Origin of the sequence: Paenibacillus sp. FSL K6-1318 (assembly GCF_037976905.1) — a bacterium.
Classification (GTDB): domain Bacteria; phylum Bacillota; class Bacilli; order Paenibacillales; family Paenibacillaceae; genus Paenibacillus; species Paenibacillus amylolyticus_A.
The window spans coordinates 4443908-4470819 of record NZ_CP150270.1; the positions used below are offsets into that span (position 1 = coordinate 4443908).

The 26912-nt window shown below is 41.2% G+C and carries 20 protein-coding genes; 5 read left to right on the top strand and 15 right to left on the bottom strand.

The features are described from left to right. The first annotated feature begins 525 nt into the window (after positions 1–525). Positions 526–1887: a right-handed parallel beta-helix repeat-containing protein gene (locus NYE45_RS19645; RefSeq protein ID WP_340013691.1), complete on the top strand. Its 1362-nt coding sequence runs from the start codon at positions 526–528 to the stop codon at positions 1885–1887. A gap of 137 nt (positions 1888–2024) precedes the next feature. Here NYE45_RS19645 and NYE45_RS19650 read toward each other — a convergent pair whose 3' ends face one another. Continuing rightward, positions 2025–2306, bottom strand: coding sequence for a DUF6809 family protein (locus NYE45_RS19650; RefSeq protein WP_340013692.1), 282 nt, complete (start codon positions 2304–2306; stop codon positions 2025–2027). A gap of 280 nt (positions 2307–2586) precedes the next feature. Between NYE45_RS19650 and NYE45_RS19655 the strand changes: the two genes are divergently transcribed. Next, positions 2587–3489, top strand: a complete 903-nt coding sequence (locus NYE45_RS19655) for a hypothetical protein (RefSeq protein ID WP_340013693.1) — start codon at positions 2587–2589, stop codon at positions 3487–3489. A gap of 566 nt (positions 3490–4055) precedes the next feature. After that, entirely contained in the window at positions 4056–4601 is a 546-nt protein-coding gene (locus NYE45_RS19660) for a GNAT family protein (protein WP_340013694.1), read from the top strand. 365 nt (positions 4602–4966) lie between these two features. On the opposite strand, the gene NYE45_RS19665 is transcribed toward NYE45_RS19660, so the two are convergent. The 4 genes from NYE45_RS19665 to NYE45_RS19680 all read right to left on the bottom strand — a co-directional run bounded on the left by NYE45_RS19665 (position 4967) and on the right by NYE45_RS19680 (position 8063). After that, positions 4967–5497, bottom strand: coding sequence for a hypothetical protein (locus NYE45_RS19665; protein WP_340013695.1), 531 nt, complete (start codon positions 5495–5497; stop codon positions 4967–4969). A gap of 329 nt (positions 5498–5826) precedes the next feature. Continuing rightward, positions 5827–6201: a ribonuclease toxin immunity protein CdiI gene (cdiI, locus tag NYE45_RS19670; protein ID WP_340013696.1), complete on the bottom strand. Its 375-nt coding sequence runs from the start codon at positions 6199–6201 to the stop codon at positions 5827–5829. 74 nt (positions 6202–6275) lie between these two features. Further along, entirely contained in the window at positions 6276–6761 is a 486-nt protein-coding gene (locus tag NYE45_RS19675; RefSeq protein WP_340013697.1) for a hypothetical protein, read from the bottom strand. 3 nt (positions 6762–6764) lie between these two features. Beyond that, entirely contained in the window at positions 6765–8063 is a 1299-nt protein-coding gene (locus NYE45_RS19680; RefSeq protein ID WP_340013698.1) for a WXG100 family type VII secretion target, read from the bottom strand. A gap of 649 nt (positions 8064–8712) precedes the next feature. Between NYE45_RS19680 and NYE45_RS19685 the strand changes: the two genes are divergently transcribed. Further along, entirely contained in the window at positions 8713–9276 is a 564-nt protein-coding gene (locus NYE45_RS19685; protein ID WP_340013699.1) for a DUF4879 domain-containing protein, read from the top strand. 205 nt (positions 9277–9481) lie between these two features. Here NYE45_RS19685 and yaaA read toward each other — a convergent pair whose 3' ends face one another. From yaaA to NYE45_RS19725, 8 genes are all read right to left on the bottom strand, one after another. Next, positions 9482–10234 carry a peroxide stress protein YaaA gene (gene yaaA / locus NYE45_RS19690; protein WP_340013700.1) on the bottom strand — a complete coding sequence of 251 codons (753 nt, stop codon included), beginning with the start codon at positions 10232–10234 and terminating at the stop codon, positions 9482–9484. 214 nt (positions 10235–10448) lie between these two features. Further along, positions 10449–11327 (bottom strand): SPFH domain-containing protein, encoded by an 879-nt coding sequence (locus tag NYE45_RS19695; protein ID WP_340013701.1) that lies wholly within the window; start codon positions 11325–11327, stop codon positions 10449–10451. Positions 11328–11838: 511 nt separating this feature from the next. After that, the gene (locus NYE45_RS19700; protein ID WP_340013702.1) at positions 11839–12885 is read right to left on the bottom strand and encodes a cell wall hydrolase; all 1047 of its coding nucleotides are present in this window, start codon (positions 12883–12885) and stop codon (positions 11839–11841) included. Between the two features lie 277 nt (positions 12886–13162). Beyond that, positions 13163–14380: an MFS transporter gene (locus tag NYE45_RS19705; RefSeq protein WP_036614537.1), complete on the bottom strand. Its 1218-nt coding sequence runs from the start codon at positions 14378–14380 to the stop codon at positions 13163–13165. 113 nt (positions 14381–14493) lie between these two features. Then, the gene (locus tag NYE45_RS19710) at positions 14494–15309 is read right to left on the bottom strand and encodes a carbohydrate ABC transporter permease (protein WP_036674932.1); all 816 of its coding nucleotides are present in this window, start codon (positions 15307–15309) and stop codon (positions 14494–14496) included. A 49-nt stretch (positions 15310–15358) separates the two neighbouring features. After that, the gene (locus NYE45_RS19715) at positions 15359–16231 is read right to left on the bottom strand and encodes a sugar ABC transporter permease (RefSeq protein ID WP_017687487.1); all 873 of its coding nucleotides are present in this window, start codon (positions 16229–16231) and stop codon (positions 15359–15361) included. A 3-nt stretch (positions 16232–16234) separates the two neighbouring features. Then, positions 16235–17509: an extracellular solute-binding protein gene (locus NYE45_RS19720; RefSeq protein ID WP_340013703.1), complete on the bottom strand. Its 1275-nt coding sequence runs from the start codon at positions 17507–17509 to the stop codon at positions 16235–16237. Positions 17510–17800: 291 nt separating this feature from the next. Beyond that, a complete protein-coding gene (locus NYE45_RS19725; protein ID WP_340017404.1) occupies positions 17801–18985 on the bottom strand; it encodes an LLM class flavin-dependent oxidoreductase in 1185 nt (394 codons plus the stop codon). Positions 18986–19449: 464 nt separating this feature from the next. On the opposite strand from NYE45_RS19725, the gene NYE45_RS19730 reads away from it, so the two are divergent. Beyond that, a complete protein-coding gene (locus NYE45_RS19730) occupies positions 19450–20331 on the top strand; it encodes an AraC family transcriptional regulator (RefSeq protein ID WP_340013704.1) in 882 nt (293 codons plus the stop codon). A gap of 87 nt (positions 20332–20418) precedes the next feature. Here NYE45_RS19730 and NYE45_RS19735 read toward each other — a convergent pair whose 3' ends face one another. Then, the gene (locus NYE45_RS19735; RefSeq protein WP_340013705.1) at positions 20419–21477 is read right to left on the bottom strand and encodes a hypothetical protein; all 1059 of its coding nucleotides are present in this window, start codon (positions 21475–21477) and stop codon (positions 20419–20421) included. Between the two features lie 2 nt (positions 21478–21479). Beyond that, positions 21480–26837, bottom strand: coding sequence for an ATP-binding protein (locus NYE45_RS19740; RefSeq protein ID WP_340013706.1), 5358 nt, complete (start codon positions 26835–26837; stop codon positions 21480–21482). Positions 26838–26912 lie beyond the last annotated feature (75 nt).

Sequence of the window (26912 nt, forward strand, 5' to 3'; positions counted from 1 at the left end):
ACTGTTAGTACATTCGAGTATTTTGAGTAAGCAAATTACGTTCTGAATTAAGCATAGCCCTGATCGTCAAGTTGCCCGTTGCAGCTGCTATCAGGGCTTTTTCATAACTAGCTTGAGTGTAATCTCCACTTCAGGATGCATGCTGCTATTTATTTTAAATTAAAAGAAGTTCATTTGAGTGGATTGAAGGTAAGACTTGTGCTCGGGGAATGGAAAAGCTTACTTCTCTACGTTCATTTCAGATGATTCTTCGTTAAATGAGAGCTATCACCCAATGGAAAGATTACATAAATCCCGTGATATTACAGGCATTGGAAGCTTCCAGGCCTGACCCGCCTGCATGTAACTCCATCTGATCAGATGATTATTGATGATAACGCTTACAACATTTACCATAAAGCTGTGTCCTAGAGATTGCATCTAGTCAGCCGGCATGACTTATTTCATTTTTAATACCAGACAGTCTGGTACACGGCTACCACGTGCTCTTCATTCTATTCCCAATTAACCAAGGAGGTTTGCGTAATGAAATTATTCCCATCTACATCTACTCATGCATCTGTACGATCCGAACGTTCACTGAAATCGAAAATGGCCCAGATCTGTCTGAGCGCCGCGTTCCCTCTATTATTGATTGGTGGTGGATCGGCTGGTGCTGAAGAGCTGATCGAGAACAGCTTGCAAAATCCCTCTGAATCGGTGGCGACTTCGAATATCGCACTTGCTGCTGGTGATCTGTATGTGTCTCCTGGCGGCTCAGCCAGCAATCCGGGAACACTGAACAGCCCTACGTCTTTCGCTAACGCATTGACCCAGATCGCCCCGGGTAAAACGATCTATCTGCGCGGCGGAACCTATAGCTTCTCGGAGACCATTACCATCGAGCGTGGCAATAGCGGTACATCCGGACAACGTAAAAATCTGGTGGCGTATGGATCGGAAAAACCGGTCTTTGATTTCTCAGCTCAAGCCTTCGCTTCCACCAATCGTGGGCTGCAAATGTTCGGAGACTACTGGTTCGTCAAAGGGCTTGAGGTGAAGGGTGCGGGCGACAACGGGATCTTCATCGGGGGCAGCTATAATCGTCTGGAGCAGATCGAGGCTCATCACAACCGGGATACGGGTATTCAAATGGGACGTTATGCTTCCACGGCTGCCAAGAGTGAATGGCCTGCATATAATGAAGTCATTCGTTCCTACTCCCACAACAACTATGACCCGGATGACGGCGAGGATGCCGACGGTTTTGCCGCGAAACTAACGGTCGGTCCAGGGAACGTATTCGACGGCTGCATTGCCGCCTATAACGTGGACGATGGCTGGGATCTGTATAGCAAAACGGATACAGGTGCCATCGGCGCGGTTACGATCCGCAACAGCATCGCCTACGCGAACGGTGCAACATCAGACGGCACTTCCACCTCCAACAGCGATGGCAACGGCTTCAAGCTCGGTGGCGAGAAGATTGCGGTGAATCATATCGTTGAGAACAACATTGCGTTTAACAATAAAAAGCACGGCTTCACCTACAACAGTAATCCCGGTTCGATCCAGATGAAAAATAACACCTCCTGGAATAATGGGCAAAGCAACTTTGCCTTTGATCTAGGCACCCACATCTTCACCAACAACCTGTCCTTCCAAGGCGGCGCCAGTGACAAAACAAGCGGAACCGACGTCAGCAGCACCAACGTCTGGTGGAAGAACAAAAAAAGCGAGAACGCCAAAGGCCTGCTCGCCAGCGCAGCCGACTTTGTCTCCCTCGTGCCTTCGGTAACGCGTAGCGCGGACGGAACACCTGTCCTGGGCAATTTCCTCAAGCTTGCGGGTGGCAGTGATTTGATTGGTTCGGGTACGCCATCTGGTAAAAATATTGGGGCGCGGTAGGTGGTGATAGTACGATAAAAGAGTAATTTAAAAGCAAAATCCCCTTCCCCACTCCGCCTAAGCGGTGGTAATGGAGGAGGGGATTTTTGAATTGCTTTGTATTGTCTGCTGGTCTCTAAGTTGATAAATACTCACGCTCACGTTTTGCCTAATACCTCAATAATGAGTCTGCCGCCTGTGCGAAAACCTTGCTCAAACGCCGCTTCCACATACATGGATGTGGACTGTCCGATCAAGTCGATCAGTTGTTCCAAAGCATCGTATTCGTTCCCCGTAAGCTGTGTTTTGTAATCCTGCATCAGGTCCGATATCTGGCGATTGATCTCCTGATACTCAACTTGCTCAGGATGAATCGACTCGTCCAACCGCAGGTTCCCGTGAAACAAATCTTCGATCAGGTTTGACATGTTATCCTTCATGATAAGGTCACCTCAGGAAAATTGTACATCAAGGGATGAGGTGAAATGCGGATTTAGCGGGAAAACCGCTAGTGTTTTTTGTGTTAAGAGGAAAATACATACCTTTATCTCATCTAACCTGCATCAAACAATATTATAAGGCCAAATCTGTCTAGGGTAATTGCTCACCAAGCTTATTGTAGAATCATGTATAATATTGTAAAGTAGAATTGTGTAATAGTAATTTCAACCTAAGAGCTATACTATTATCCTAGTGCATGAGCACTAGAACGGGGGTTATATGAAAAAACATATTTCCGAACTTCTTAACCATCCTAGAACTGGACATTCTCATTTTGAATTCGTGGATATCAATGTATTAGATGATCAAGAATTGTTTATCGACCCTTGTTTAATAGAAATTCAACAAGGACCTTGGTACAGCAACGCAACCAAATTGTTGGATGATTTTTTCAATAAATTTTATGAAGCGTATCGTAACAATGATACACCTAAAAAACTAGAGTTACTATCCTGCGCAAGAGAAATTAATTTTACAAAATTAGGTTATGGTAAGGGAGATAATGGTCACGGAAATACAGCAGAAGGTCTGCTAGTAACTTTTAAAAATCTGGAAAATTTGACTGTGAGTGTACCCTCTATTGCAAAAGCGATGGATTTACCTGTTACTATACCAGGTTTTAATGAAGATGGTCTTTCAGATATGATAACTAATATTCTGCATCTCCAAATGAATACATTTACTCTAGAACAACTAGCTATTAGAAATGTTCAGCCAAATTCAGAAGACACCTTTGATACGTGGAATCTCGTCTCATCATCATGGGAAAAAGTAACAGCCCCTTGCTATCGTTATGAAAATAACAAGATTCTATTAACTCCAAAAAATATCGTTAGAAAAAAGTATCACTTTGGTGCGAATCAATTTTTAATGCGTGTAATTCTAGAAAGGGCTAAAAAAGAAACCGCATATATTAACCCAAAAGGGAAAATTCGTTATCGGACCACCAAGAAAGAACTCAGATTTGCAATACCAAAAGAAGATCGTAACTGGAAATATAAATATATTAATGAAGAGTCAGAACGGGACCAGTCTTTTTTAACTGATTACCATGATGCCATCCCTTACTTGTACAGTAATAAAGCAATGACTGATGCAGAATTAGACAAATTTATTTACTAGTCAGAACTAAAGAACTAAGATGTAATGTCTAGTCTAAAACTGAAACAAAGGCTATTACCTAATGATTGATGGATTAAGAAACAACAGCCCCCACTGCTGAATACAGCTGTCGAGGGCTATTGTTTCTTATAGTGATAGCGAAGGTTCAAGCATTTACATTAGTTAAGACCAATGCTTGACAAAGATCAACACAAAATAATTCTTGAATGCTTGTCAAGAGATTACATTATTAAATATTCTTTGTTAGTTGTATTTTAACTTTTTCATCACATTATTATCTCTTATAAGCTAGTCAGTAGGGTTCTTATAGCACCAGTCCGGGTCATATGGTAAAGATTTCAGTTTTTGTATGTCCTCCCAGCTGTATACCCAATCATTGTCCGCTAAGCTTCCTTTACTTAAAAGTGAATTAACCAGTGTTACAAAAACTTAATTGCATTAAGTTCAATATTTTTCAACATATACAAAAAGAGGAATTAGAACAAACTGAAATCGTGGTGCAGATTTAAATTTACAGAAGCAGATTCGTAGTATCTTGCATTAAAGTTGATTGGAGGAAAGGGTTCATGAATATAATAATTGAGAAGTTAAAATACACAGATATTGAAAGCTTGTATGAGTTCGAAATTGAAAACAGAATTTTTTTCGAGGAAATGGTACCGTCTCGAGGAGATGATTATTACATACCTGAGGTTTTTAAAGTAAGGAATGAATCTCTGCTTGATGAACAACTCAAAGGACTCTCCATTTTTTATTTAATAAAAGACGAAAATAACTCTATTCTTGGAAGAATAAACTTAGTTGATATTGATGATTCCGATAAAATAGGATTTCTCGGCTATAGAGTGGGACAAATCCACACTGGAAAAGGTGTTGCTAAAAAAGCATTAAAATTATTACTCAATACGCTAGTTGATTTAGATATAAAAGAAGTTAAGGCAAAAACAACCACTAACAATATAGCATCTCAAAAAGTTTTAGAACAAAACGGATTCGAGCATACAGAAACTAGTGATAAAGAATTTGAAATGAATGGGCAAATGTTAAAATTCATTACTTATAAATGGACAAATAAACATTATTTTAATCACCAATCGGACACAGCTGTTTAAGCTGAAGAGCTAAGCCAAATTCCTCGTTCAAGATACTGAGGGGTTAGGCTTTTTTTGTATTTTAAGTTTATGATAACTGTAGATGTCAAACCAAAATTCGAACTTGAAATCTATTCCATAGTCTTCGCTTATGAATCTGACGCCATCTCCTCCTTCTTTTAAACTAAGATTAAACCACGGGTGGATAGCTCTATTCGGTGATCCGAATTTTCAACGCCCCCCCTTTGCTTACCGTCTCGATTATTAGTTGCTTCAACTGTTCAAAGTTCATGTTTACGGACCAATAAAATATGTAAACATAGTTAACCTTCTCAAACTGCTTTATTAAGACTTCTATGAGATATCCCTCTTATAGTCATTCAGATTTATGACGATCCGTTCTGCTTGAGTCTCTGGGCGTGGATCATTATAGGCACTGGTGGCCAAATACGTTCAAGCTCCAACTTTTGACCCAAAACTAAAACCTCAATATATTTTTCGTTTAACCACTCTAATGCTACTTGCCCTTCTTCTTTCAAGATAACGCCTCGCTGGCTTTTATACTGAAAGTTCTCTTTTGCCCATAACAATAGTATCTTTACATATTCTAACGTCTCAATTTCACATGTACTGTCCTCTTCATCTTCTTCTGCAAAGATATCTTCAAAAGTTGTAAAAGACTGGTCAGATCTTATTAAGTTCACATTCCCTCCACCTTCGTATAACGTTATTTCCCCTTTCAGTAATTCGATTAAGTTTCCGATCTCTTCCTGGATCGTGGCGAAGTCTCCAAATATATCCGATCCCAAAGAATTACTAATCAGATAACCATTCTTTAACGATGAATCAATGCCTAAGTCCACGATAACTTCGTTGAAATCTTCTTTATATTCGATTGTATACCTATATTTAATCATGTTCGTATCTCCAATCTTTTTATTACAATGGACAGGCGGATGTAATCATATCAATATAGCCCACAATAATTTATTCAGCACCTCTATTTGCTGTCCTGTCACCTTCTTTGGTTATTTTCTGCATACAAAAAAGCTCATTCCTCACAACGTTCAGGTGGGAAGAGCTTTCGGATTTTTATAACATCAATCGGGGTCATACGGCAACGTTTTTAGTGCTTTCATATCTTCCCAACGGTACACCCAATACTTGGACTATGAATACTATGGACATATAAGATAAACGAACTTTCGTTGTTCCTCCAAATGATTTATGATTCACAATCAGTGAGTTAAGAATGTAAACCCAATCTTTTTTTTACCATATCTAATAAATTATAAATCTCCTGTTTAGCTTCTGGGTGCTCCTCCACGTACTTCTCACTGTAAATCATCAAATAGTTATAAAATTCATCATGCTCCATCACTGCCATTACATCTTCATCGTATGCTGGAGGCTCTCCAATAAAACACACTTTCTGATTACCAATATACTCTTCCTCTTCTGGCATATGATAGGATGAAAATTGTACCTCCAGAGGACCTGAACCATAACCATGTCTCTCATGATCTCCGAAGTATGTTAAAGCTCTCGGAAAATCAATAATCCAGAAATAAGATTCGACTAATCTATCTATTTCAGCTTTTGTTGTCAATAATTTATACATCATCTATCTCTTCCTAAATATTAATCGGAATGCAGAATCAATATGCTTTATGTTTTTTTGTCGTCATTTAGAAGTTAGTCTTTAGGATTTTTATAACACCAATCCGGGTCATACGGTAAAGATTTCAGTTTTTGTATGTCCTCCCAGCTGTATACCCAATCATTGTCTGCAATCCAAAAATAATTATCGGGATTCAGCTTGAGATATTCATAAATAAAATGAAGTATTAATTCTTGATTATCATAGATATCCTCAATGTGCCCAACTTGGCATAGTGATACATTAGGATCTAAACCTAAATCTTCGTGATAATAAAATTCAGTGCTTGGGCTACTAATGCTGTGAATATGGAAAATCAATGAGGATTCATTGTCCCCTGTAAATGACTTATGATTAATATTCAGCGTTGTATATAGGAACTCTCCTTCATTTGTATATGTTTTATTATTATAGAAATAAAGAGCTGCGTCCGAATGAAAAGCTGCAACAATAGTATCAGCTAGAAGCTGCTCTGGAGAATATTTATCTTTCTTTGTTAAAATAACAGCTGAAGTCCCCATGTTTTACTTCAATACCTCCTTGAGTTCATCTAAAGAGTTCACAACAGTAACACCTTTAGATTTGATTAATTCCAATTTTATCAAATCATTCGGATGTGGATTAGTCAACGGCTTGTCAATATATAAAATAACCTTCTTCTGGTCGTAGTTAAAGAAATCCTGGTGTTTTACATTAACGTATTTATCAAACTGTTCCACATCCGTGATGGCTTTCAATGATTTTTTAACTTCAATAATCTCATGTTTAGTTACTACATCAAAATCCCCTGCAGGATTGCCATCGGCCCTTTGAATTTTCTGGCTGAAGGCTGTAACTTCCTTACTTTCTCTTACAGCGTAAGCAGCTTTGGCTTCAGTTGCTTTTCCTGAGTCCTTACTGTTTAACAATTGATCAATGTCTCGATTAATATTTTTGGGATGCTGATCATCCCAATGCAGCACATTACCGACTGGATTGGTGTATGTCGTTTTGTTTCCTTCTTTAACTATACTACCGATATTAGAAGCTTGCCCTGTGACCTCAGAACCCTTCTTTTGCCCATTCGCTTTCCTCGCCTCAGCCGCTTCCAAATTCTTTTTAATCTTCGCCACAGCTGGATGAGAAGAAGGCATGCGAAAAGGCCCTTTGCCACCCGGCATACTCCCACGAACCATCTGAAATGCCATAAATAACTGACTGAACTTCAGAGAAGTCAACATCATCTGAGCATACTTATCGGATACAGGCTCGCCTGTGAAGGGATGAATTCCATTTTCAAAGGCTTTGATCTGCATCACATAAATATCTTCCCCTGGCACTTCAGCATCCGTAGCTTGCATCCGATTAAAATCCAAATGCCCCTGATCCTTCTTATATGCCTGAAGGGCTGCCTGATCCGTAACACCATTCTCGTTCACAGGCATCCACATCAGCTTCCCATACACATTGACTTGCGCCATCCGGTAGCCTTTATCCTCCGTACCCGCATCATTACCCAAGGTCTTCATCATTACTCCCGCACCCACAGCGCCAACAGCACTTCCAAGACTCACCTTTTCAGCATCGACATTCTCAAATCGCGTAGCGATCTCCTTGAGTTCCCTGGAGATGCCCACCATACTCTCCAGTGCTTTATCCAATATAGGGCGCGACTGTTCAAACTCATAGTAGAATCGTTCCTGCGTCGCCCCCATCCACAAGATCTGAACGAACATGATCTGTCTCGTCAGTTCACTGCGAATATTCTCCAACTGTTGTCTGGCCTGATCCACCTGATGGGATACATTATGTAGTTGCTCAGGAGTCACCTTAATTGTACTCATCCGTTTTCACCGCTCATCTGATATATGATTAACCAATGTTAGCAGAAGTACTAGTACAATACATCCGCCTAACCTCCTGATTTCACTGCACGAATCCACGCTCAGAATGATTTATATCCATCCTTCAGCCCCATAGGATCTCTTTGTAGGTATATATTGTTCCTAAGAATTGTTCTTCAATTTGACGACTAAAGGATACTATGGCAATTTACTGCGATGAGCAGCATGATTTAATAAACAACAGAATTAATGAAATACTTGACTTAAAGTGATAGATAGGGGTACTATATGTTTGTATAAATGGAATATATTACAATTTAAATATCTATTCTGGAATCTTATATTTTCAATATGTGTGCCAGGAGCTACCATAGCTAAGATATCAATGCGTATAAATGAGTTTTAAATTTTGTCTGCAACACATAATCATTGGCAGGCATTCATTTTACATATACATTCCTACTTCATAGAGTTTTCTAGCCTGTAGAGTTCTACCTCCTTAATTTCTTTTTCAGTAAAGAAAAAAGGGGAAGAACCATTTTCCTAAGAGAGGAGGGCAAGAGGATTTAATTTGTAAGCAGGTCTATTTGTCGTATCCGCATGTTTTTGTTAAAGAATACCCATAACAAGAAAGGTGGAATTTATTGCTATGAGAAAATTGTTTAGTTTAGCTCTCATTCTTGTTCTAGTGCTTTCATTTAATGTAGCTGCCTATGCAGACGGTAATGTGACACAAGCCAAACCTATGACAAAGGAAGAAATTATTAATTCCAAAGAATTCCGTGAAGCTGTGAAAGCGGCTAAGGCTGAATTTGAATCACAGAAGGCTGATAACGCGGGTGGTCCAGTTCTGTTTGCGCCTGCTCCGAAAGTATCTCACATTAATGTATACGGTGTCGTATCTCCGAATGGCGGTCAAGAAATTTACGGCTTCAATAACAACCCACTGTCCACAACCAATGATCATGGTGGGGCCTGGATTCAGTGTATTACTTTCCAGATCGGTTATGACAGCAGTCACTACGGCAAACTCGCCGGCAATACAATGACAAACAACTGGTCTGAAGCTATTGATCTGGACGGGGATCGTGTCGTAGATGCTTTTGCTCATTCTTGGGTTTATGAAGCGCCTAGTACAGGTGGACAATTTGTAGGTACGGTCTATTCCATTAATATTCCAACACAATGGACCGCTTGGATTAATGTTCGTTAACATGAAGGATGTAATCTGAATATTGGAGGAATTGGCTATCCTGGTTCTATCCTGAGGAATACGGGGAGTAAGCCCAAAAAGCTCATCAGCTTTGGACATGGATTTAATTCTTGATCAGACGCAGGGATAACATCCCCCTGCGTCTTTTCTCATTGTGACATTAGAGGGCGCGACTTTGTATAGGAACCTACCGTTGCACAGCAGGCTACTTTCCCTCTCCTTGTATGAAAACAAATGTGCTATCGTCGGATCGTTCTTCTGAAAAAGTGAAGTTCAACCGATCAAAGTTTCTTACGTCCTTCACCTCTGCAATCTTATGCTCTGCCATATAACGTACCATTTCACCTCTGGCCATCTTGGCCCAGGTTGCCTTTTCAACAAGCTTCCCATTGACCATCTGTCCGAATACACATGTAATGAACCGGGTTTCCTCGCTCAGAAAAGGCAAAATATTTTTGCTATACTCTTTGGAAGCCAGATTTAGGATGTAGTTGCTTTCTGATTGAAGCTGATCTGCGAGTTTGCTACCCCAGAATTGATAGAGCGTTTTGAAGCCTGGACCTTGCAGCTTGCCCTGCATCTCCAACCGATATGGTGTAACCCCATCCAAAGGCCGCAACATGCCATAAAAACCGGATAATATACGTAAATGCTGCTGAAGATACGCCAGTTCCTCATCTTGAAAAACACCCGGAGCCATATATTGATACTGAATGCCCTCATAGGCATAGATGGCTGGTGTCAGATTTTCTTTTATATTCATATTCTGAATCCGCTCCACGTTCTGTTCGGCGATTGCATCGTTACACTTCCACATCGCTTTGAGTTCATCATAGGATAACTCTTGAAGCAGACTCAATAGTTGTTCTGACTCGTTTATAAACTGCGGCATCTGTGCGATAGCCATAAGATCGGTGTCAATCTTCATCTTTTTAGCTGGTGATATGATAATTCTCATCGTGCTGATCCATCCTTAATCTACCGTTGTTTTTGTCGTTATCCATTGTACAGGATTGGACAGGCGAATCCAATGCCAAGGCTTAACTAAATCCCTCATAGTACCTTTGAAAAGACTCAAAATGAACAAGTCAGCCCATGATTGGACCGGCTTGTTCATTAGAATTCAACACATTCAATTGGCGAGAAAGCAAGGCCTGCAACTCAAACTGCTATTAGGGAGTTACGCTCCCCGCGCCGCTATTTTGCTCTGTTTTTGTAGTCGGCAATTGAATCATTGGCGTGTTGGACCCACTTACATATGGAAGGGCTCCATCCCATTTCTTGATGGTTTCATATTCAACGAGTTGACTCGATAAGGATTGTTGAAGCTCTTTGTTGGCTTTAGCTTGACCTTCTGCTTCGATCAATAGTTTGTCTGCATTACCTTGTGCTTCCACGCGCTTGCGTTCTGCTTCTTTCTTGGCGATCTCAAGCTCAGTCGTTTTACGTTCCAGTTCTTGAGATGCTTCGACACGTTTATCGATTGCTTCCTGAGTCTTGGCATCAGGTTGAGGAACACCTACAGTCACGTTGGATACAATAAAGCCTAACTCTTTAACATCATCAGAAAAACGTTGTTGGACGTCCACTCCTGCTTCGGATGACTTCTCACCATAAACATCAATGACTGTAAATTTGGAAATACCTTTACGAGCTGCGTCACGGAAGCGTGTTTTGAGATATGTATCTTCAATTTCTTGAATGCTGATTGGCCCAAATGTATTGAAGATAGAAGATACTTTACTTGGTTCTACTTGGTAGTTGTAGGCAAAATCGATGGTGATGTTTTTCCCGTCAGAAGTAGCAATCTGAATATCTCTGTATTCCACCGTTTGAATTCGGATCGGATATTTCGTTACTTTATCAAACGCTCCAACGAGTTTCCACCCTTGACTCAGTGTACTATCTTTTACGCCTCCATTCGGTGAATAAACGACTCCAACATATCCATTAGGAATTCGTGTGACAAAGAAGGTCACCAGTAACGCTCCCACAATAATAGCCAATGCCACCGTAATTGCCCCTACCCTAAACGTCTTTGAATTTTTCATCAACATTCTCCTCTTGTTTGAATTTATTGTATTTCTTCAGAACTCTACTACCTATTTTATTGAATAGCGGGATCATTAATGCCCATAGAATAAAAGCTAGGATAATGATTAGAATGATTCCCCCAATAAATGGCATATTCGTCCTCCCCTCTATGGATGTAACTTAGCAGAACCTTAATTCCATGATTTACATCTGTTTAATATTAATTCTCATTCATCCAAATATGTAATTAATATTTTATATCTTCTATATATATACTTTAATATATTCGATTTGGTTTCAAAGATATTCCGTGCCGTTCTTGTAACGCCTTTCCCATTAATGCACCGTAAGTATGATTATATGCTGACCATTCCCATTGATGTAGATTATATGAGATTCCCGCACACACTCCTCTCCAATACGAGCTAACTAAGAAACAAACCCCGGTAGCACGTCTGCATTCAGCAGCGTACAGCCGAGGTTCATTATTATTACTTCAAATACTACACTACACATCTCCACTTACACTCATCTCGTAAAATCATGCTGCCCAATGGTTAGTAGCGTCGGCCTGCTCTTACTCCATACCGAAGTGGCAATCTTCGGATTGTAATAATACAGCGCTCCATTCGTTGGATCAACGCCATTTAATGCTTTCCGTGCTGCCTTATAAGAGGTCGCCGTTGGCTTTGTATTGAACTGCCCATCGTCTATAGCCGTGAACTGTCCTTTCTGGAAGATGACCTTCGAGATCGATGACGGGAATAAATCCGAATGCACACGATTCATGACAACCGCTCCTACAGCGACTTGCCCTTCAAAAGATTCTCCGCGCGCTTCACCATGGATCAACTTCGCCAACTGACGCAGCGTTTCTCCTTCGGCTTTGGCCTTTTTGTTCAGTCTGTTCAGTGTTGCCGGACCTGCAACTCCGTCCGCACTTAGTCCTTGTGCTTGCTGGAACTGGCGAACAGCGCTTTTGGTAATCGAACCGTAATAACCAGTCATTCCGGCATCAAAATACCCCAGGTCGCTCAATTGCTCCTGCAATTGCAGCACATGCTCGCTACGAACGCCCTGTTCCAGCTTCTGTGCCCCCGCAGAAGGCGCTGCCATAGTCAATCCCAGCGTCAACGCGCAGGCACCAAGAAGCATGCTGACCCGCCCTGCTCTTTTACCAGCCGTTCTCCCCTTCCTATGAGTGACTTTCCGACTGACAGTGATAGGTTTCGTAGTGTCAGCAATCGCCCGCACATCAGATGCTTCATTCAGACTACCAGCTCTAATCAGTGCATCCTCGCTCCCCGTGTACTCCAAATACTTCGTAATTCTCATGTTATTCATTTTATTGATGACCTCCATCGCTTTCATGGGTTTACTTTCATCCACAACATACACATCATACATTCCGTTTATCTCACTCAGTTCATTACTGTTCTTATCGCGGTACGTTACATATATATCGTTATTCTTATGTGCACGCACCATGTCAATCACCGTATTATGGCTTCCATCTATGCTATTCGCGTGAGTCTTTTCATTCATTTGTGCCATCTGGTTATACTTCTTCATCATTCCAATAACCTCCACTTTTCTGAATCCAGATCCCACTTCTTTCCCTGAATCCTCACGGTTGGACATCCCGAGTGTCATTATAGGATATAGAAAAAATGAAGTCTATCGGACCGATGACGCAGTGAAAAATCGACGCTGAATATAACAAAAAGAGGCATGAGCCCATGGTCACACCATGGTCATACCCCTTCTTGTATCAACCTTATACCGCTTGTCTTACCCATTATTTCCGTAGGCAGGCAGACCCGTACAAAAGTTGCGTTGTATTTATTGACAATTACTCGGCCAGCTCCTGACCCTTCGTTTCCCGGCCCCAGAACAGTACAGCCGCTGCACCAATGAGGATCGTCACGAAGAAAATCGTGAAAATCAGGCTGATTGCCACTTCGCGCTGAACCAGCATACCGACCATTAATGGAGCAAGTACCCCACCAATTCGGCCAACCGAGGTAGCTAGACCAACACCTGTCGAACGAACGGAAGTCGGATACAATTCCGGGCTGTAGGCGTATAGACCACCCCAGGCTCCCAGGTTGAAGAAGGAAAGACAGATTCCTGCGGTCAGGATTGTCGCTTCCGTTGTTGCCAGTCCGAACGCAATCGCACTGAATGCAGTCAAGGTAAGATACACCACAAGTACGAACTTGCGACCGTAACGTTCAATGAAGTACGCCGCGGTGAAGTAACCTGGCAACTGTGCGATCGTCATGATCAGCACGTATTGGAAGCTTTTAACCAACGTAAATCCTTTTGCCATCACAACCGAAGGCAACCACAGGAACATACCATAATAAGAGAAAATGACGGTAAACCACAAAATCCAGAGCATCAACGTTGTACGGCGATGTGGTGCTGACCAGACGGTAGCCACTTTCTCGCGGAACGTGATTTTATGAAGCTTGGTATGATTCTTGTACCGCGGCGGGTCCTGAATGGCACGACGCAGATACAGTGCGTAGAACGCCGGAAGCGCACCAATGGCAAAGGCAATTCTCCATCCGTACTCCGGGATAACAAAGTTCGCAATGAGCGCTGATACAATCCAGCCCCCTGCCCAGAAACTTTCCAATAGTACAACGGCACGTCCACGTTCCGCTGTAGGCATCGACTCCGATACCAGTGTAGATGCCACGGGCAGCTCTCCGCCAAGTCCAATACCTGCAACCAGTCGCAGTGCACACAATACGGCGAATCCAGTCGCCAGTGCTGACAGACCGCTTGCAATCGTAAAGATTAGCAAGGTCCACATCAGAATGGCCTTCCGTCCAAAACGGTCCGCTAGTGCACCTGCAAGCAAAGCACCAAGCGCCATACCGATCGAGTTAATACTCGTAAGCACGCCGACTTGTCCGGGACTGAGACTCCATTCCTTGGCGAGTGCAGCCACGATAAAGGAGATCATACCAACTTCCATCGCATCAAACAGCCAGCTCATGCCGGCACTGAACAGCAGCTTGCGCTGCTTGGGATTCCGCAATACTTCCAGTTTGCTCATCACTTATAGCTCCCTTGATCTCTATGTAGTCATTCTGACACTAAATCATTATTATGCAGAATGCTCCAGAAATCAATGCAAAATAAGCTTTTCCTTCCGATTTCTGCGATAACTTACCCCTTGAGTGAACCCGCTGTCAGACCTGCAACAAAGTAACGCTGGAGCAGAAGGAACAACGCGATCATCGGAATGGCCGTTACCAGCACACCCGTAAGCATCATCGGATAGTTCGTCACGTATTCCCCACGGAACTGCATAAGCGCGAGAGGTAATGTTAGCTTGGACTTACTGCTGAGCATTAACATCGGAATAAGCAAATCATTCCATACCATGACGAGCAGGAATGTAGCCGTTGCCGCCAGTGAAGGTGCAGCCAGTGGCAGTGCAATCCGGGTATAGAGTCTCCACTCGCTGGCCCCATCCATACTGCCCGCTTCCAGAATCTCCGAATTGAGCATGCGCATGAAACCTGTCAGCATGAACACAGAGACAGGCATCAGCATCGCAGCTGATACGACAATCAGGCCCGTTAGACTGTCCGACCACCCGAGTGTACGCGTGAGAGAATAGATCGGCAGCATGCTCACCTGGGATGGAACGATCAGACCGGCTACGAACAGAGCAAATACGATTTTGCCTACACTACCGCCCCAGCGGACAATGGCGTAAGCAATCATGCTGCTTAGCAATAACTCAATGGCAACCGTTCCAAGCGTCACGACCAGACTGTTCCCGAAATATTGCCACATCGGCTGATTGCGGAACATGCCAGTGATGTTATCCCACGTAAACGGGTCCGGCCAGCTGAATGGACTGGTGAAGAAGTTGCTGCTTGTTTTGAACGAGGATACAAATACAAAGTACAGCGGCACCAGAATCAGCAGCGCGTACACCAATAAGATCAGGCGATTGAACCATTTTAAAAACATGTGAACTCCCTTCTGCCTCAGTTGCAGGATGAATGCTCCAACATCAACCTTAATAGCTTACCCGGTCGGCACGCAGTGCCTTGAACTGCAACAGTGTCAAGAGCGCGAGCAACACCAGGAAGATCATGGAACCGGCAGAAGCCAGACCAAATGAATAGCTGCCAAAGGCGGTATGATAAATGTATGTTGTCAAAATTTCAGTTGCGTAGTTCGGCCCTCCGTCCGTCATGGTGAAAATGAGGTCAAATGCCTTGAACGACTGAATGGTCGTATAGGCCACAACAATCGTTGCCGAAGGTGCCAGCAGCGGCCAGGTCACGGTACGGAATACCTGCCATTTGCTGCCGCCGTCCATACGAGCCGCTTCATACAGTTCTGCCGGAATGCCTTGCAGACCTGCGATGAATACGATCATCATCTGACCGGCATGGGCCCATACCTGTACCGCGGCGATGGAATAGATGGCAATCTTCGGATCACCAATCCAGTTACGAGCGATGCTGCTCATCCCTGCTTCATTCAGTCCATAGTTGATCAATCCAATGGATGGGTCATACATAAATGCCCAGATCAGTCCTACCGATACGGAGGACAGAATCGCAGGCAGGAAATATAATGCCCGAAGCACAATGCGTGTCTTGGTATTGCGTACCAGGAGCAGCGCCAAGACAAGTGATATAAAGGTTTGTGCAATAACAACCGTTAACATGAACTCCACGTTGTTGCCAAAGGCTTTGCGGAATACGATGCTGCTGAGACTGTCCTTGTAATTATCCAGCCCTACAAATGCATACGACGGGGATACCCCGTCCCAATCCGTAAAGGAGTAGAACAGCCCCGTCAATGTAGGAAATACGAACAATCCAACGTACAGCAGCAACCCGGGGATCAGAAACAGGGATAGCTGAAGACGGTTTTTCATCGTTTATTTCCCGATATGCTGATCAATGATCGCTTGTGCCTGCTGTGCTGCTTCTTCTGGAGAAGTGCCGCTCAGTACAGCCTGGATGGAGTTGGTTACTGCTTTTTGATTATCTCCGTTCAGGATGGTGAACCGTGGCTGGAACACGGTCTTTTTGGTTGCCCATTCTCCGGCTACCTGAAGCTCAGGCGTGTCGTACTTCACATCATTCACCGTTACATTCTGTCCCGTCTGGTTGGCATAGTCACTCGCTACATCGGGATTGCTAAGGAATTCGAGGAACTTCTTCGCTTCTTCCGGATGTTTTGACTTGCTGTTCACGGCGAGCATGAATGTGGTAGTATGCACTCCTTCATACTTCGCTTGATCTGCACTTACCGTAATTGGTGCAAGCAGTTTTTGCTCCAGGTTCGGATTCTGCTGCTTGTTCTGAGCCAACTGATACGATCCACTCGCCAGCATCGCTGCTTTCTCTTGAATAAACAGTGCGCCCGCTGCAGGGTCCTTCGTACCCAGTGCATCTTGCTGGAAGTAACCTTTATCGTTCAGTTCCTTGATTTGAGTCAACGTTTTCACCCAAAACTCATCCGTTAGTTTTGCTTCGCCAGCTTCCACTTTGGTAAAAATGTCGTCACTCGGTGCATTGTTCATCACCATCGTATTCATGAATTGCCCTGGGCCAATGTCCGCTCCGGCAAAGGCAATCGGAATGATACCATTGTCTTTCAGCTTCTGGCAAAGTGCCAGGAAGCCTTCCCAATCAGTTGGCGGCGTCAAGCCGTATTGTTCAAATAGTTTCACATTATAGATTGGATCGTTATATACGAGTTGATACGGGATCGCATATTGCTTGCCATCGTTCTGTCCTGATTCAATCAGCTTCGAATTATAGGCCGAGAGGAACGATGATCCGCTCAGATCCGTGAACAAGCCGGCTTTGGTGAAAGCTTCGAACTGTGCACCCGGGAAGGAAGCAAATACATCTCCTACCGAACCGTCACTGATTTTGGATTGTACGGTGGACTGGTATTGATCGGAGGGCAGTGTCTGCATCTCCACGTTAATGTTCGGGTTTTCTTTTTCAAATGCGTCAATGCTCTTGTTCAGTGCTTCCACATCTTCTCCACGCCAGTGCATGAAGCTGATCGTAACCTTGTCTGAACCCGAGGAGCCGTTCTCTCCAGATGACGCGTTATCCCCGCCGCCGCAAGCTGACAGCAGGATGGACATCACCAGCATACTGACGAGCGGCAGGATTAATTTTTTATTTTTTTTCATGAAAGACGACCTCCTGAGGATGATTAATGTAAGTTGCACAAAAGTTTTTACACAGGGCACTCCGAGTGCAGTACCATCTTCCGATCGCTGTTATCCCCGGATTTTTTGAATCATTTCTTTCAATGGTTAAAATCCGGGGATAGCGTATGCTTCCGATGTAGCTTTCTTCCAGAAAGCTTTCAGGCGAGATGATGCTTACGAAGTAGCTTTCTTTCAGAAAGCTTTTAGCTTCGCTTCTTCACGTTATTTCTGTCCTCTCCGTTTTCGTATAAAAAGATTAGTTAAACTTACTTAGTTAGTAGTAACTTGATGCTGCTTCTGTCTTGTTTTCCATTTCTCGCGAATGATCGGCATCACAGTCCGGCCGAAAATCTCGGCCTCTTCCAGATGCGGGTAACCGGACAGAATGAAGGTTGTTACGCCCAGATCTCCATATTCCATCAAACGCTCTGCGACCTGTTCGGCTGTACCTACAATGAGAATCGCACCGCCGGAACGCACAACGGACAAGCCTGTCCACAGGTTGGGACCTACGACAAACTGCTGCTTCTCGGACAGTTCCCGTAGCTCGTTCTGTCTGCGTTGGTTGGTTGCATCCGTCTCGGCAAAAGCGACTTTGGCCTTCTCAATCGCTTCTGGTGGTACTTTGCTAATAATCTCCCAAGCTGCTGCCCATGCTTTTTCCTCGGTATCCCGAATGAGCACTTGTGCACGCATGCCGTAACGGAGTTGACGATCTTGTCCCGTTTCCTCTTTCACCTGCTGACGGATGACCTCAATCTCTTCGATCTGCTCCTGAATCCAGTCATGAGGCTCGCCCCACATAAGGAACGTATCCGCATGTTCCACAGCGACCTTCTTGGCAATCGGAGAACTTCCTCCCAGATAGAATGGTGGATGCGGATTTTGCACCGTCTCCGGCATGCCTACCGGTCCTTTAAAGTTGTAATACTGGCCGTTGAATTCAGGATTGGGATCGCTGGATGCATCTGCGCCAGATTTTGAACCACTTCCGGCAAACTCCGTCAGATTCAGTCCCGTCGATTGGGTCCATGAACGCTTCATGATTTCCATATACTCGCTCGCCCTCACATACCGTTCATCATGCGCATGTGCCAGTGGATCTCCGAGTTCCTCCAGATCGCGAACAGAACTGCCAGTCACCACATTGATCATGGCGCGACCACCAGAGAGCTGATCCAATGCCGCTCCCATGCGTGCAGCGAGTACGGGTGTAACCAATCCCGGGCGAATGGCGACAAGGGGACGCAATGTCTTCGTGTGACTCATCACAGCCGAGCCAACCACCCATGCGTCCAGACAGGCTCCCCCTGTCGGAATCAGTACAAATTCGAATCCTGCCTTCTCCGCCGTCTGTGCCACATCGATCAGATAATCCAAACTTGGCTCCCGCTCCGGGGCAACCCCTACATACTTACCATCCCCTGCTGTAGGCAAAAACCATCCAAACTTCATTTCTTCCTGTTCGCTCACAAAAGTCAATCCCTTCTATGATAAATTGCTCTAAAAATGTTTCACTCAAGCACTTCGGTTACAGAAAACCTTTCGAGCACTCTTGTCCCCAGATTTCTTCTCATTCCCCTTTCATGGGGAAATCCGGTGACAAAGGCGCCCGCTTCGCTTCTTCAGGTCCTTTCTGTCCCCTCCGTTGTCGTGTCATTCTTTAAATTGATTTATTAGGCATATTCAGAATCAAATGCCGATTATTTAACTTGGTTTAATAGGTATGGACATCATATCAATTGATTTGTCTGTGATCAATGTCATTTCGCGGCAATTTCATTTTGTCATTTTGTGGTTTTTTCTCAGATTTAGGTCTTCCTGATCTTGAATATGTATAAAACCCACCTGTATAATAGGTTATAAGCGAAACTTTTAGAATCTACAAACGATACTTATATAATAAAGAGGTGTTCCTGATGACCGAGAGCATGAAGGAGGACCACCATGAGTTTTTGGATATTATTTTCTTCACTCCATCTGAATTCGAGAAAGCTGGTGGCGCCTGGCCGATTCGCATTGGCCGCAATATAGCCAAGACCAACTATCATATTGGTCCTCGTACCACACCTTATCATTATTTGCTGTTTGTGCTGGAGGGGGAAGGTACATTCATACAGAACGGACAGCGTCATGCCCTTCGAGCAAGGGATGCGTTCTGTCTGTTTCCACATGTAACTCATGAGTACTGGACGGACCCGGAAGACACGTTGCAGAAAATATTTATTGCCTTTGACGGTGCACATGCGGCGGAACTGCTTTCCCGAATTGGACTTACACCCGACTCACCGTATCGTTCAGGTGTACTGACGCCGGAGACTGCAAGCGCCATGCGCTCGTTCATGGAGGATGTTCGCAAACCGCAGGACGGAGCGAGCGATCTGGGACGACTCACCCGGTTTCTAAGCCTCTTTGACCGGATTGCCCGTTCTCCCGCAACCAAAGGATTGCAACCGGATTCAGCCACGCCTTGGCTTCAGAAAGGCAAGGAATACATGGACATTCATTTTGCAGGCGGCATCTCTGTGGAAGGTGTATCCGCTCATGCGGGTGTGGATCGAACCCACTTTGCCAAGCAGTTTCGCAAAGCCTATGGTCTGTCTCCTGTGCAATATATCCAGCAATTGAAAATGACGCAAGCCAAACGCCTACTTGTGCAGACGCCGCTAAGCTTAACCGAAGTGGCTCATTCCGTAGGTTACCCGGATTTGTTCTCCTTCTCCAAAGCGTTCAAAAAGCAAGTCGGTCTGCCGCCTAATCGCTATCGTACAGCGGAAAATGACTCATATAAGATTAAATAAAAAACACACCCCTAGAATTCATCAAATAAACTTGAAGTCTATTTGATGAATTCTAGGGGTGCAATTTCATTAGTTTTGAGCACAACTTTATTGCATTACAGTATAGCTTTTTAAGCTAAAAATCATCTGTAATTCTTGGCCATTTAGTATTTTAAGATGAGCAAGATCATTTCTTGAAGCATATATTAACTGAAAAATATCACTATCCTTTTTACTTAGTCCTTCTTTAATTTTTAAAAAATAAAAACGAATATGTCTTAACTCCATATCTTCAGGACGCTCAATTCTTTTCCCAAATTCATCTGTAACAGGTAGTATTGTAACTAATTCATTATAATAAGACTCTATTATCCTTCGCCTTTCCTGCTCAATTATAGGAAATACGGTTTGGATCTGAGCTTCCCATAGAATATATTCAACATTCTTTATGCTATTTAGCATTGTTCTAATCTCAGGATCATATTTCGCAATATTATTTAATAATCCTATTGCATCTTCTCCAACCTGTCCTAAAGCTAACTTTTTACATATCATAGGGTTATCCACAGATAAGCGTGATACAATCTGCGTAATGTAATTCTTCATCATAACAGACAACTCTGTTTGTTCAGCTAGACAGTAAGAAGCAAATAGTTGCATATCATAAATAGTAATATAATCCTTAAAATCAAGTACAGAGATTTGTTTATTACTTTTCATTAAGCTCTTTTTGTCACCATAAGTCAGCAGAATAGCTCCACTATTAGAAGAACAATATTTGGCAAATTCTGTCCCGATTTCAATCCATCGCTGGTCTTCTTCAATATTCCTAATAATTATAATTTTCTCATTCAACAAGTTTTTACTAGCAATGGCTTTTGTTAAAGAACCATACATTGGATGATGATCATAATCTGCTGCGTATTTCTCTATTAAAGTATCCACAAGAGTTTCTGAAATTTTGTAATCTACCGCATCACAAATATCTATTTGTAAACTACTATTCTTGTGCAATAGCTTATCTTTCAATTGAGTAAAAAACTGCTCCATATAAGCTGTCTCTTTTAAGATTGTAACTCCACCATCCGAAACAGCTTCAACTGTATCGTGAAGATAACGAGATGGCCCAGAAACTTGATTCCACCAGAGCATTTCACTACTTAGCATAACTATGCTCCTTGCTCGCTATATTTCAGTAATTGGTCAAATACATTTTCTGAACTACCCAGCATTTGAAAGAAGCTATACCTATTAAAAATATATTTCCCATGTAAACCTTGTTCTTGTCTAAAAATATTCAGCTCATCCATTTCTTCCAAAAGAGCCTTCAAATTATCCTCAGACATTTTGCATATTTTCTTTATTTCGAAATATTTACATATTTCCATTATTTCTTTTACTGTTGCTCCCTTGTTCACACCCCTTGAATAATAATGATAGGCCATTGCATTAGCCAAGATATCATAGAGATCATCTTTATCTAACTGTAAAGTAATCCGGAATCTATCTTCAATCATCTCTAAAAATTCAGATTGTGATAAAAGAGTTCTTAAATGCTTCTCATCCAACAAATATGGAGGAGAACTATTTATTGTATAGCTTCCATTTTTATAACTATCTATAGTTGCCTCAATAAGCTTTTGACAGTAGAAATGAATAAGGCCTGGGTAATAGTTAGTCTTGGCCAAAATCAAACTTAACATGTGATCATCTCGTTCATCTATACGAAAACCTAAATAGTGTAGTGGTTTTTGTAAAAGATCACAAGCATCAGCATAAGCTAAAGGACGGATTGTGATATGTCCCATATGGGCCAATACACTATTTCCACTCAATCGCCGTTTGTTAAATCGAACAACATCTCTTAGCCCAGCTAAGATAAATTTGAATTGCTCGTTGAAAGAATCTTTAATTTCCTTAAGTATCTCAAGAGGCCGATTTTCATCTTGCTCACAACTCGAAAGAAAACGATCTGCTTCATCTAAGAGCAACAACAATTTATTGACAGGCCTTTCTTTATTAATCAACCTTTTCTTCAGTGCTACTTTCAATTCTTCCCAAGTAGAACACTCTTGATCTAAAACCCGAGCATAGACAAGTTCTTCACTTATCTTTTTAGGGGCAGTATGACAATTATCTTGTTTCAAGTCTATAAAAACAGCATAACTTCCTTTTTCTGGATGATGGTCTAGATTCTTAGCTTGACGAAGTAAAGCCGTTTTTCCAAGTTGTCTTCCACCATACACAAGCACAGGTCCATTTAAATTCCTTATCCTATTGAGTTCATCTGTTCTTCCAATAAACATTTCTGGTGGAATTATTCCATTTGGAATGTATGGTTGTATGTTACTAAAAGGAAGTGAGACCTGCAACATAACATTTCCACGCTCCACTTGATTATATCCAGCAAGAAAGAGCGCCATAACACGATCTATAACAATAATAATTTCAGGGATCCCTCTAAGTTTCACTGATTTGGCAAGAACTCGTCTCTCCACTAAAGGTAACGCATAGTCTAAGAAAACTATTGTTGAAGCTGCACCGCTTGCACCATATTGAATCAACTCATCTAGTATATTATCAGCAGATCTTGTACCTGCCATATGAATAATACGAATACCTTTCTGTGACGTTTGGGTTCCAAAAGCAGTAAAGGGGTGACTATATTGGCCTAATGTTCCATCAATAGTTTTAGGATAAATGAAAAATTCATTTTCTTTACCATTTTCCAATTTATCTATCTCATGGAATGAGAGATGCTTCATAATAGATTCTAAACTTCCAGCACTAGCAATTTTAGACCAAAGTCGAATAAACTCATCCGCATTGGTTGTATTCCGATTACGCTGGTTCGCGAAAATACTGGATTTTACTTCTCTCTCGTAAATTCGATTTAAATCACTGCTCTTATTAGAATTACACGCAGTAAATAATGCTTGGTAACGCTGAAAGAACAATCCGAAAGGATCAAAATCATTTTGTTGAATAGAAGGAATATCTTGTTGTCCATTTCCATTGTTGGCCAATTGAATATAATCCTCTGCCACAGTCATGTTACGTTTTTCTAACATAAGATCTATTTTTTCTAAAATAGGCCACTGTTCGAGCACCTTTTCATTATCTAAATCCTCATCTTGTTCTCTTAGCGTTACATTGAGAATATTGTTTTTAAGTTCTTTTAATCTAACCTGCGTTGCTTCTAAACGTTCTTTGGAATCTTGAAGTATTTGCTTTCTACAAGCTTCAAGTAATCTGTTGTAAAAACCAGAATTATTCAACTTTATTGCATGTTGTTCAGCAACAACAGCAAGCCTAAAATAGTTATCCATAATTCCCTTACTTGAAATTTGTCCATAATTTTGTGCTATTTCAACGCTAGTCATAAACTCTTCTTTATAACGTGTAATTTGAGTTGAGAATTTTTTTCTAATATCTACAATTACTAACTCATCTATTGATATTTCTTTATGGAATCTATTGAAAATCAAATCATATCTTCCTAAATCATAATCAAAAAGAGCCTCCATAGCAGCCTTTTGCCAATTTTGCTCTTGATATTCACAATGTTTAATGGCCCTCTCCCACAAACGGAAATCTTTCACATTAGGCAATTCGTGCATCCAATTATCCAATACTGGAATATATTCGTCATCAAGTTCAATTTCACCAGTAAGAAGTAAATTTTCATAAAAGTAATTTTCTTCTGGAGTATCTTCATTTAATTCTTTATGAATTTGTTTAATTACAGTTGTCAAACAAGTGTGTCCTGGTTTTTCCTGAGTATCAATAATATTTTGTGAAAGTTCATTTAAAATATCCATCATAATCTCATTGGCTCTTTTACGATATTTATTAAGAGCTTCTGGACTAACTACATCCATGTTACTTCTTTTCTCTGCTTCAAGTCGGTAGATATAACACTTCAGTACTGGTGTTACCGCGTCTCTTAGCCAACTACGCTGATGCTCTCGCTCTCTTCCAAGCAGGCTAACATTTTTATCGAAGTTAGCTTTAAAGTTCATACCATTCCAATAGTTATCAATGAAAACTTCTAGCTTCTTGTCTTCCGGCGTAAAACCACTTGTATGGTGATTAATGGAAAGCATATCTGCCGATATGAATTGTTCACAAAATTCTTTTAATTCATTCATATTAATTGTATAAGCTTTTTTTACCACATTGGTTAAAACACCATTATTTCCATATAGCTCCAATACCATCTGATGTGCTTTTTTATGCCCTATTTTAGCTTTAATATTTCTCGTGTTAAATACATTAATTGCTTCTGTAAGCTGAATGTTAATTTGTTCAAGTGTTTTAGTTATGTTCATCTGATCACGTACAGTACCAGATGTACAAAATACAAACCCTACGTTGTGACGTTCAAGGAATAACCAGAAGTGACTAATTAGTTTTTTTAAAGAAGGACAGCTCTGTAAGACTAGGCTAGAGTTGTCACTGTTAATTTGACCCCAACGTGATTTTAAACGATGATCATTGGGATTTTCAGGATTAAAGAAAATACGTAACCACATCGCAACATTTAAATAGTCATTTAGGACCTCTTGGTTCTTAACGGAAAGATTAAGTGGTGTATCTACTAGTGTAAACAAGTCATCATACTTACATATAGGGTCCTCTAAAACAAATGACAGCTTGTCTCTTAATACTTTGTCTTCAACTGAATATTCAGCAATAGAATGAAGCAATATCATAGCTTCAGCCAACTTATTGTCTGAAAGCATCATTAGTGATTTTTCAACAACTCCATACAGATCATCTTTTTCAACATATGGAGTAAACTCAGGTAATGAATCTTCGCCTTCACGTTGAACATAATTTTCAGTTCCGAGACTACTTTCTTCTCCTGACATATATTGCACTACTTCAATTGTCTTTTCTTGCAACTTTTCGTAGGACATAGATAAATGATCGTGTTCGGTAGGACTAATTTTGGGAACATTAACTACTTCTAAATCATGTGAGTTAGTTTCTTCATTAAGCTTTCTTCCATCCTCAACCAAGTTCTTATCTTGCTCAAAGACCACATGGAATTTGTCGTCACCTTTGTAATCACCTAATAATATTTTGTCATTTTCATCAGTCAAGAAATAAACAATGTGATCGTCTACTGACAATTCTTCGCTAAGATAAAGACCTTCATGTGTTGATGTTGTCCAAATAATTGGGACACAATCTTTCTTCATATCTATAATCTGCTTAATTAATTTCAGATCATAAGTATCATCTTTCATCATTGGAGCTATTATAACCAAACGAATCCCTAATTTACGGTATTCAAGATCTCTATGAGGTAATGGAACAAGAGTCTTCCAATTTTCTAAAATGAATCTCGACTTTAATGATTTCTCTAGTAAAAATTGTGCTCGATTAATTAAACTCAACTGACAAGCCACCATATAAATTTCTTCATACTGTTCCAAATCTAAGTAGTCATCTCCTGGATTTCTATAAGAAGCTTTAAGTTTGGAATTTTGTAATAATTGCTTACGACTAGTCTCCTTTTGAAAAGCTTCTGCTCCGACAGAACTCAGGGTGTAGAAAATAGTAACTTGTTCATCATTACTAATCTCCCACGATGTAAGATATCCTTTCTGACATAAACCACGTAGTGCTCTACGATAGTAATCTAATTTGTTATCATTATCTGAAACCGAAGTATCCGAGTTAAATAAGAATAATTCATTTTCGCTGAGTATACCGTAATTGTAGATGTAAGTTAACATTAGCTCCGTCGGCCCACGACTTGAAGAGATTCTTTTTAGATCTTGTTCAAATTTACTTACTGAGAATTTCTGTAGTTTCTTTCCTACAACTTTGTAACTAATCTTAGGATTTACAAGCTGATCCGATGTTATATCATTTTTTTGTGGACTTAGTTCAGAAATTTCAGTCATAGAAGGATTTATAGTCTGCACTTCCATTATTTCAATCTCGTGAATCTTGAATAAACCCTTTTTTAGAGCATAACTTGTAGCGAATCCTATTTCCTTGGTTATACGACTATAATCATTAGCTTCGGGGGTAATTGTACGAAGAGCTATCTTCATTGCTAAATCATACTTTTCACCCAATTCAGTTAATTTTTCACTTGAAGAATAGTTATCGAGTAGTTCTTTCGCTGCAGCTTGTTGTTGTTTAATTTCTTCAATAATATCTTGGTCGATACACTCTAACTTAATGAATTGAAGAATGCTAATTTTAATTTGTTCAATTGCTCCTTTGATTCTTTCATTTTGTTCAATTTCTTCTATTAACACTCTAACATCATTAACATTAACAAATTGTTGTTCATGGTTCATTGATAGATACTCTAGTAGTTCTTTCTGCTCAACAGACAAAACTGATAATACTTCAATCGCATCGCTCATAACTGACTCTGGTGGGAATTGATCGTTTGTGATTTCTTTAATTAATGGCTCAATATAGTCGATTGCTTGCCGACGCAAATGGACTAAAGATTCAACTTTTGCTTTTAAATAGGTATTTCTATTTTGTATAGTCAAATAATTTACTCCGATCTTTTAATTATATATAGATAATAGCTTTATAAGTTATAAGGGTGTATTCAAGCCTCCTCC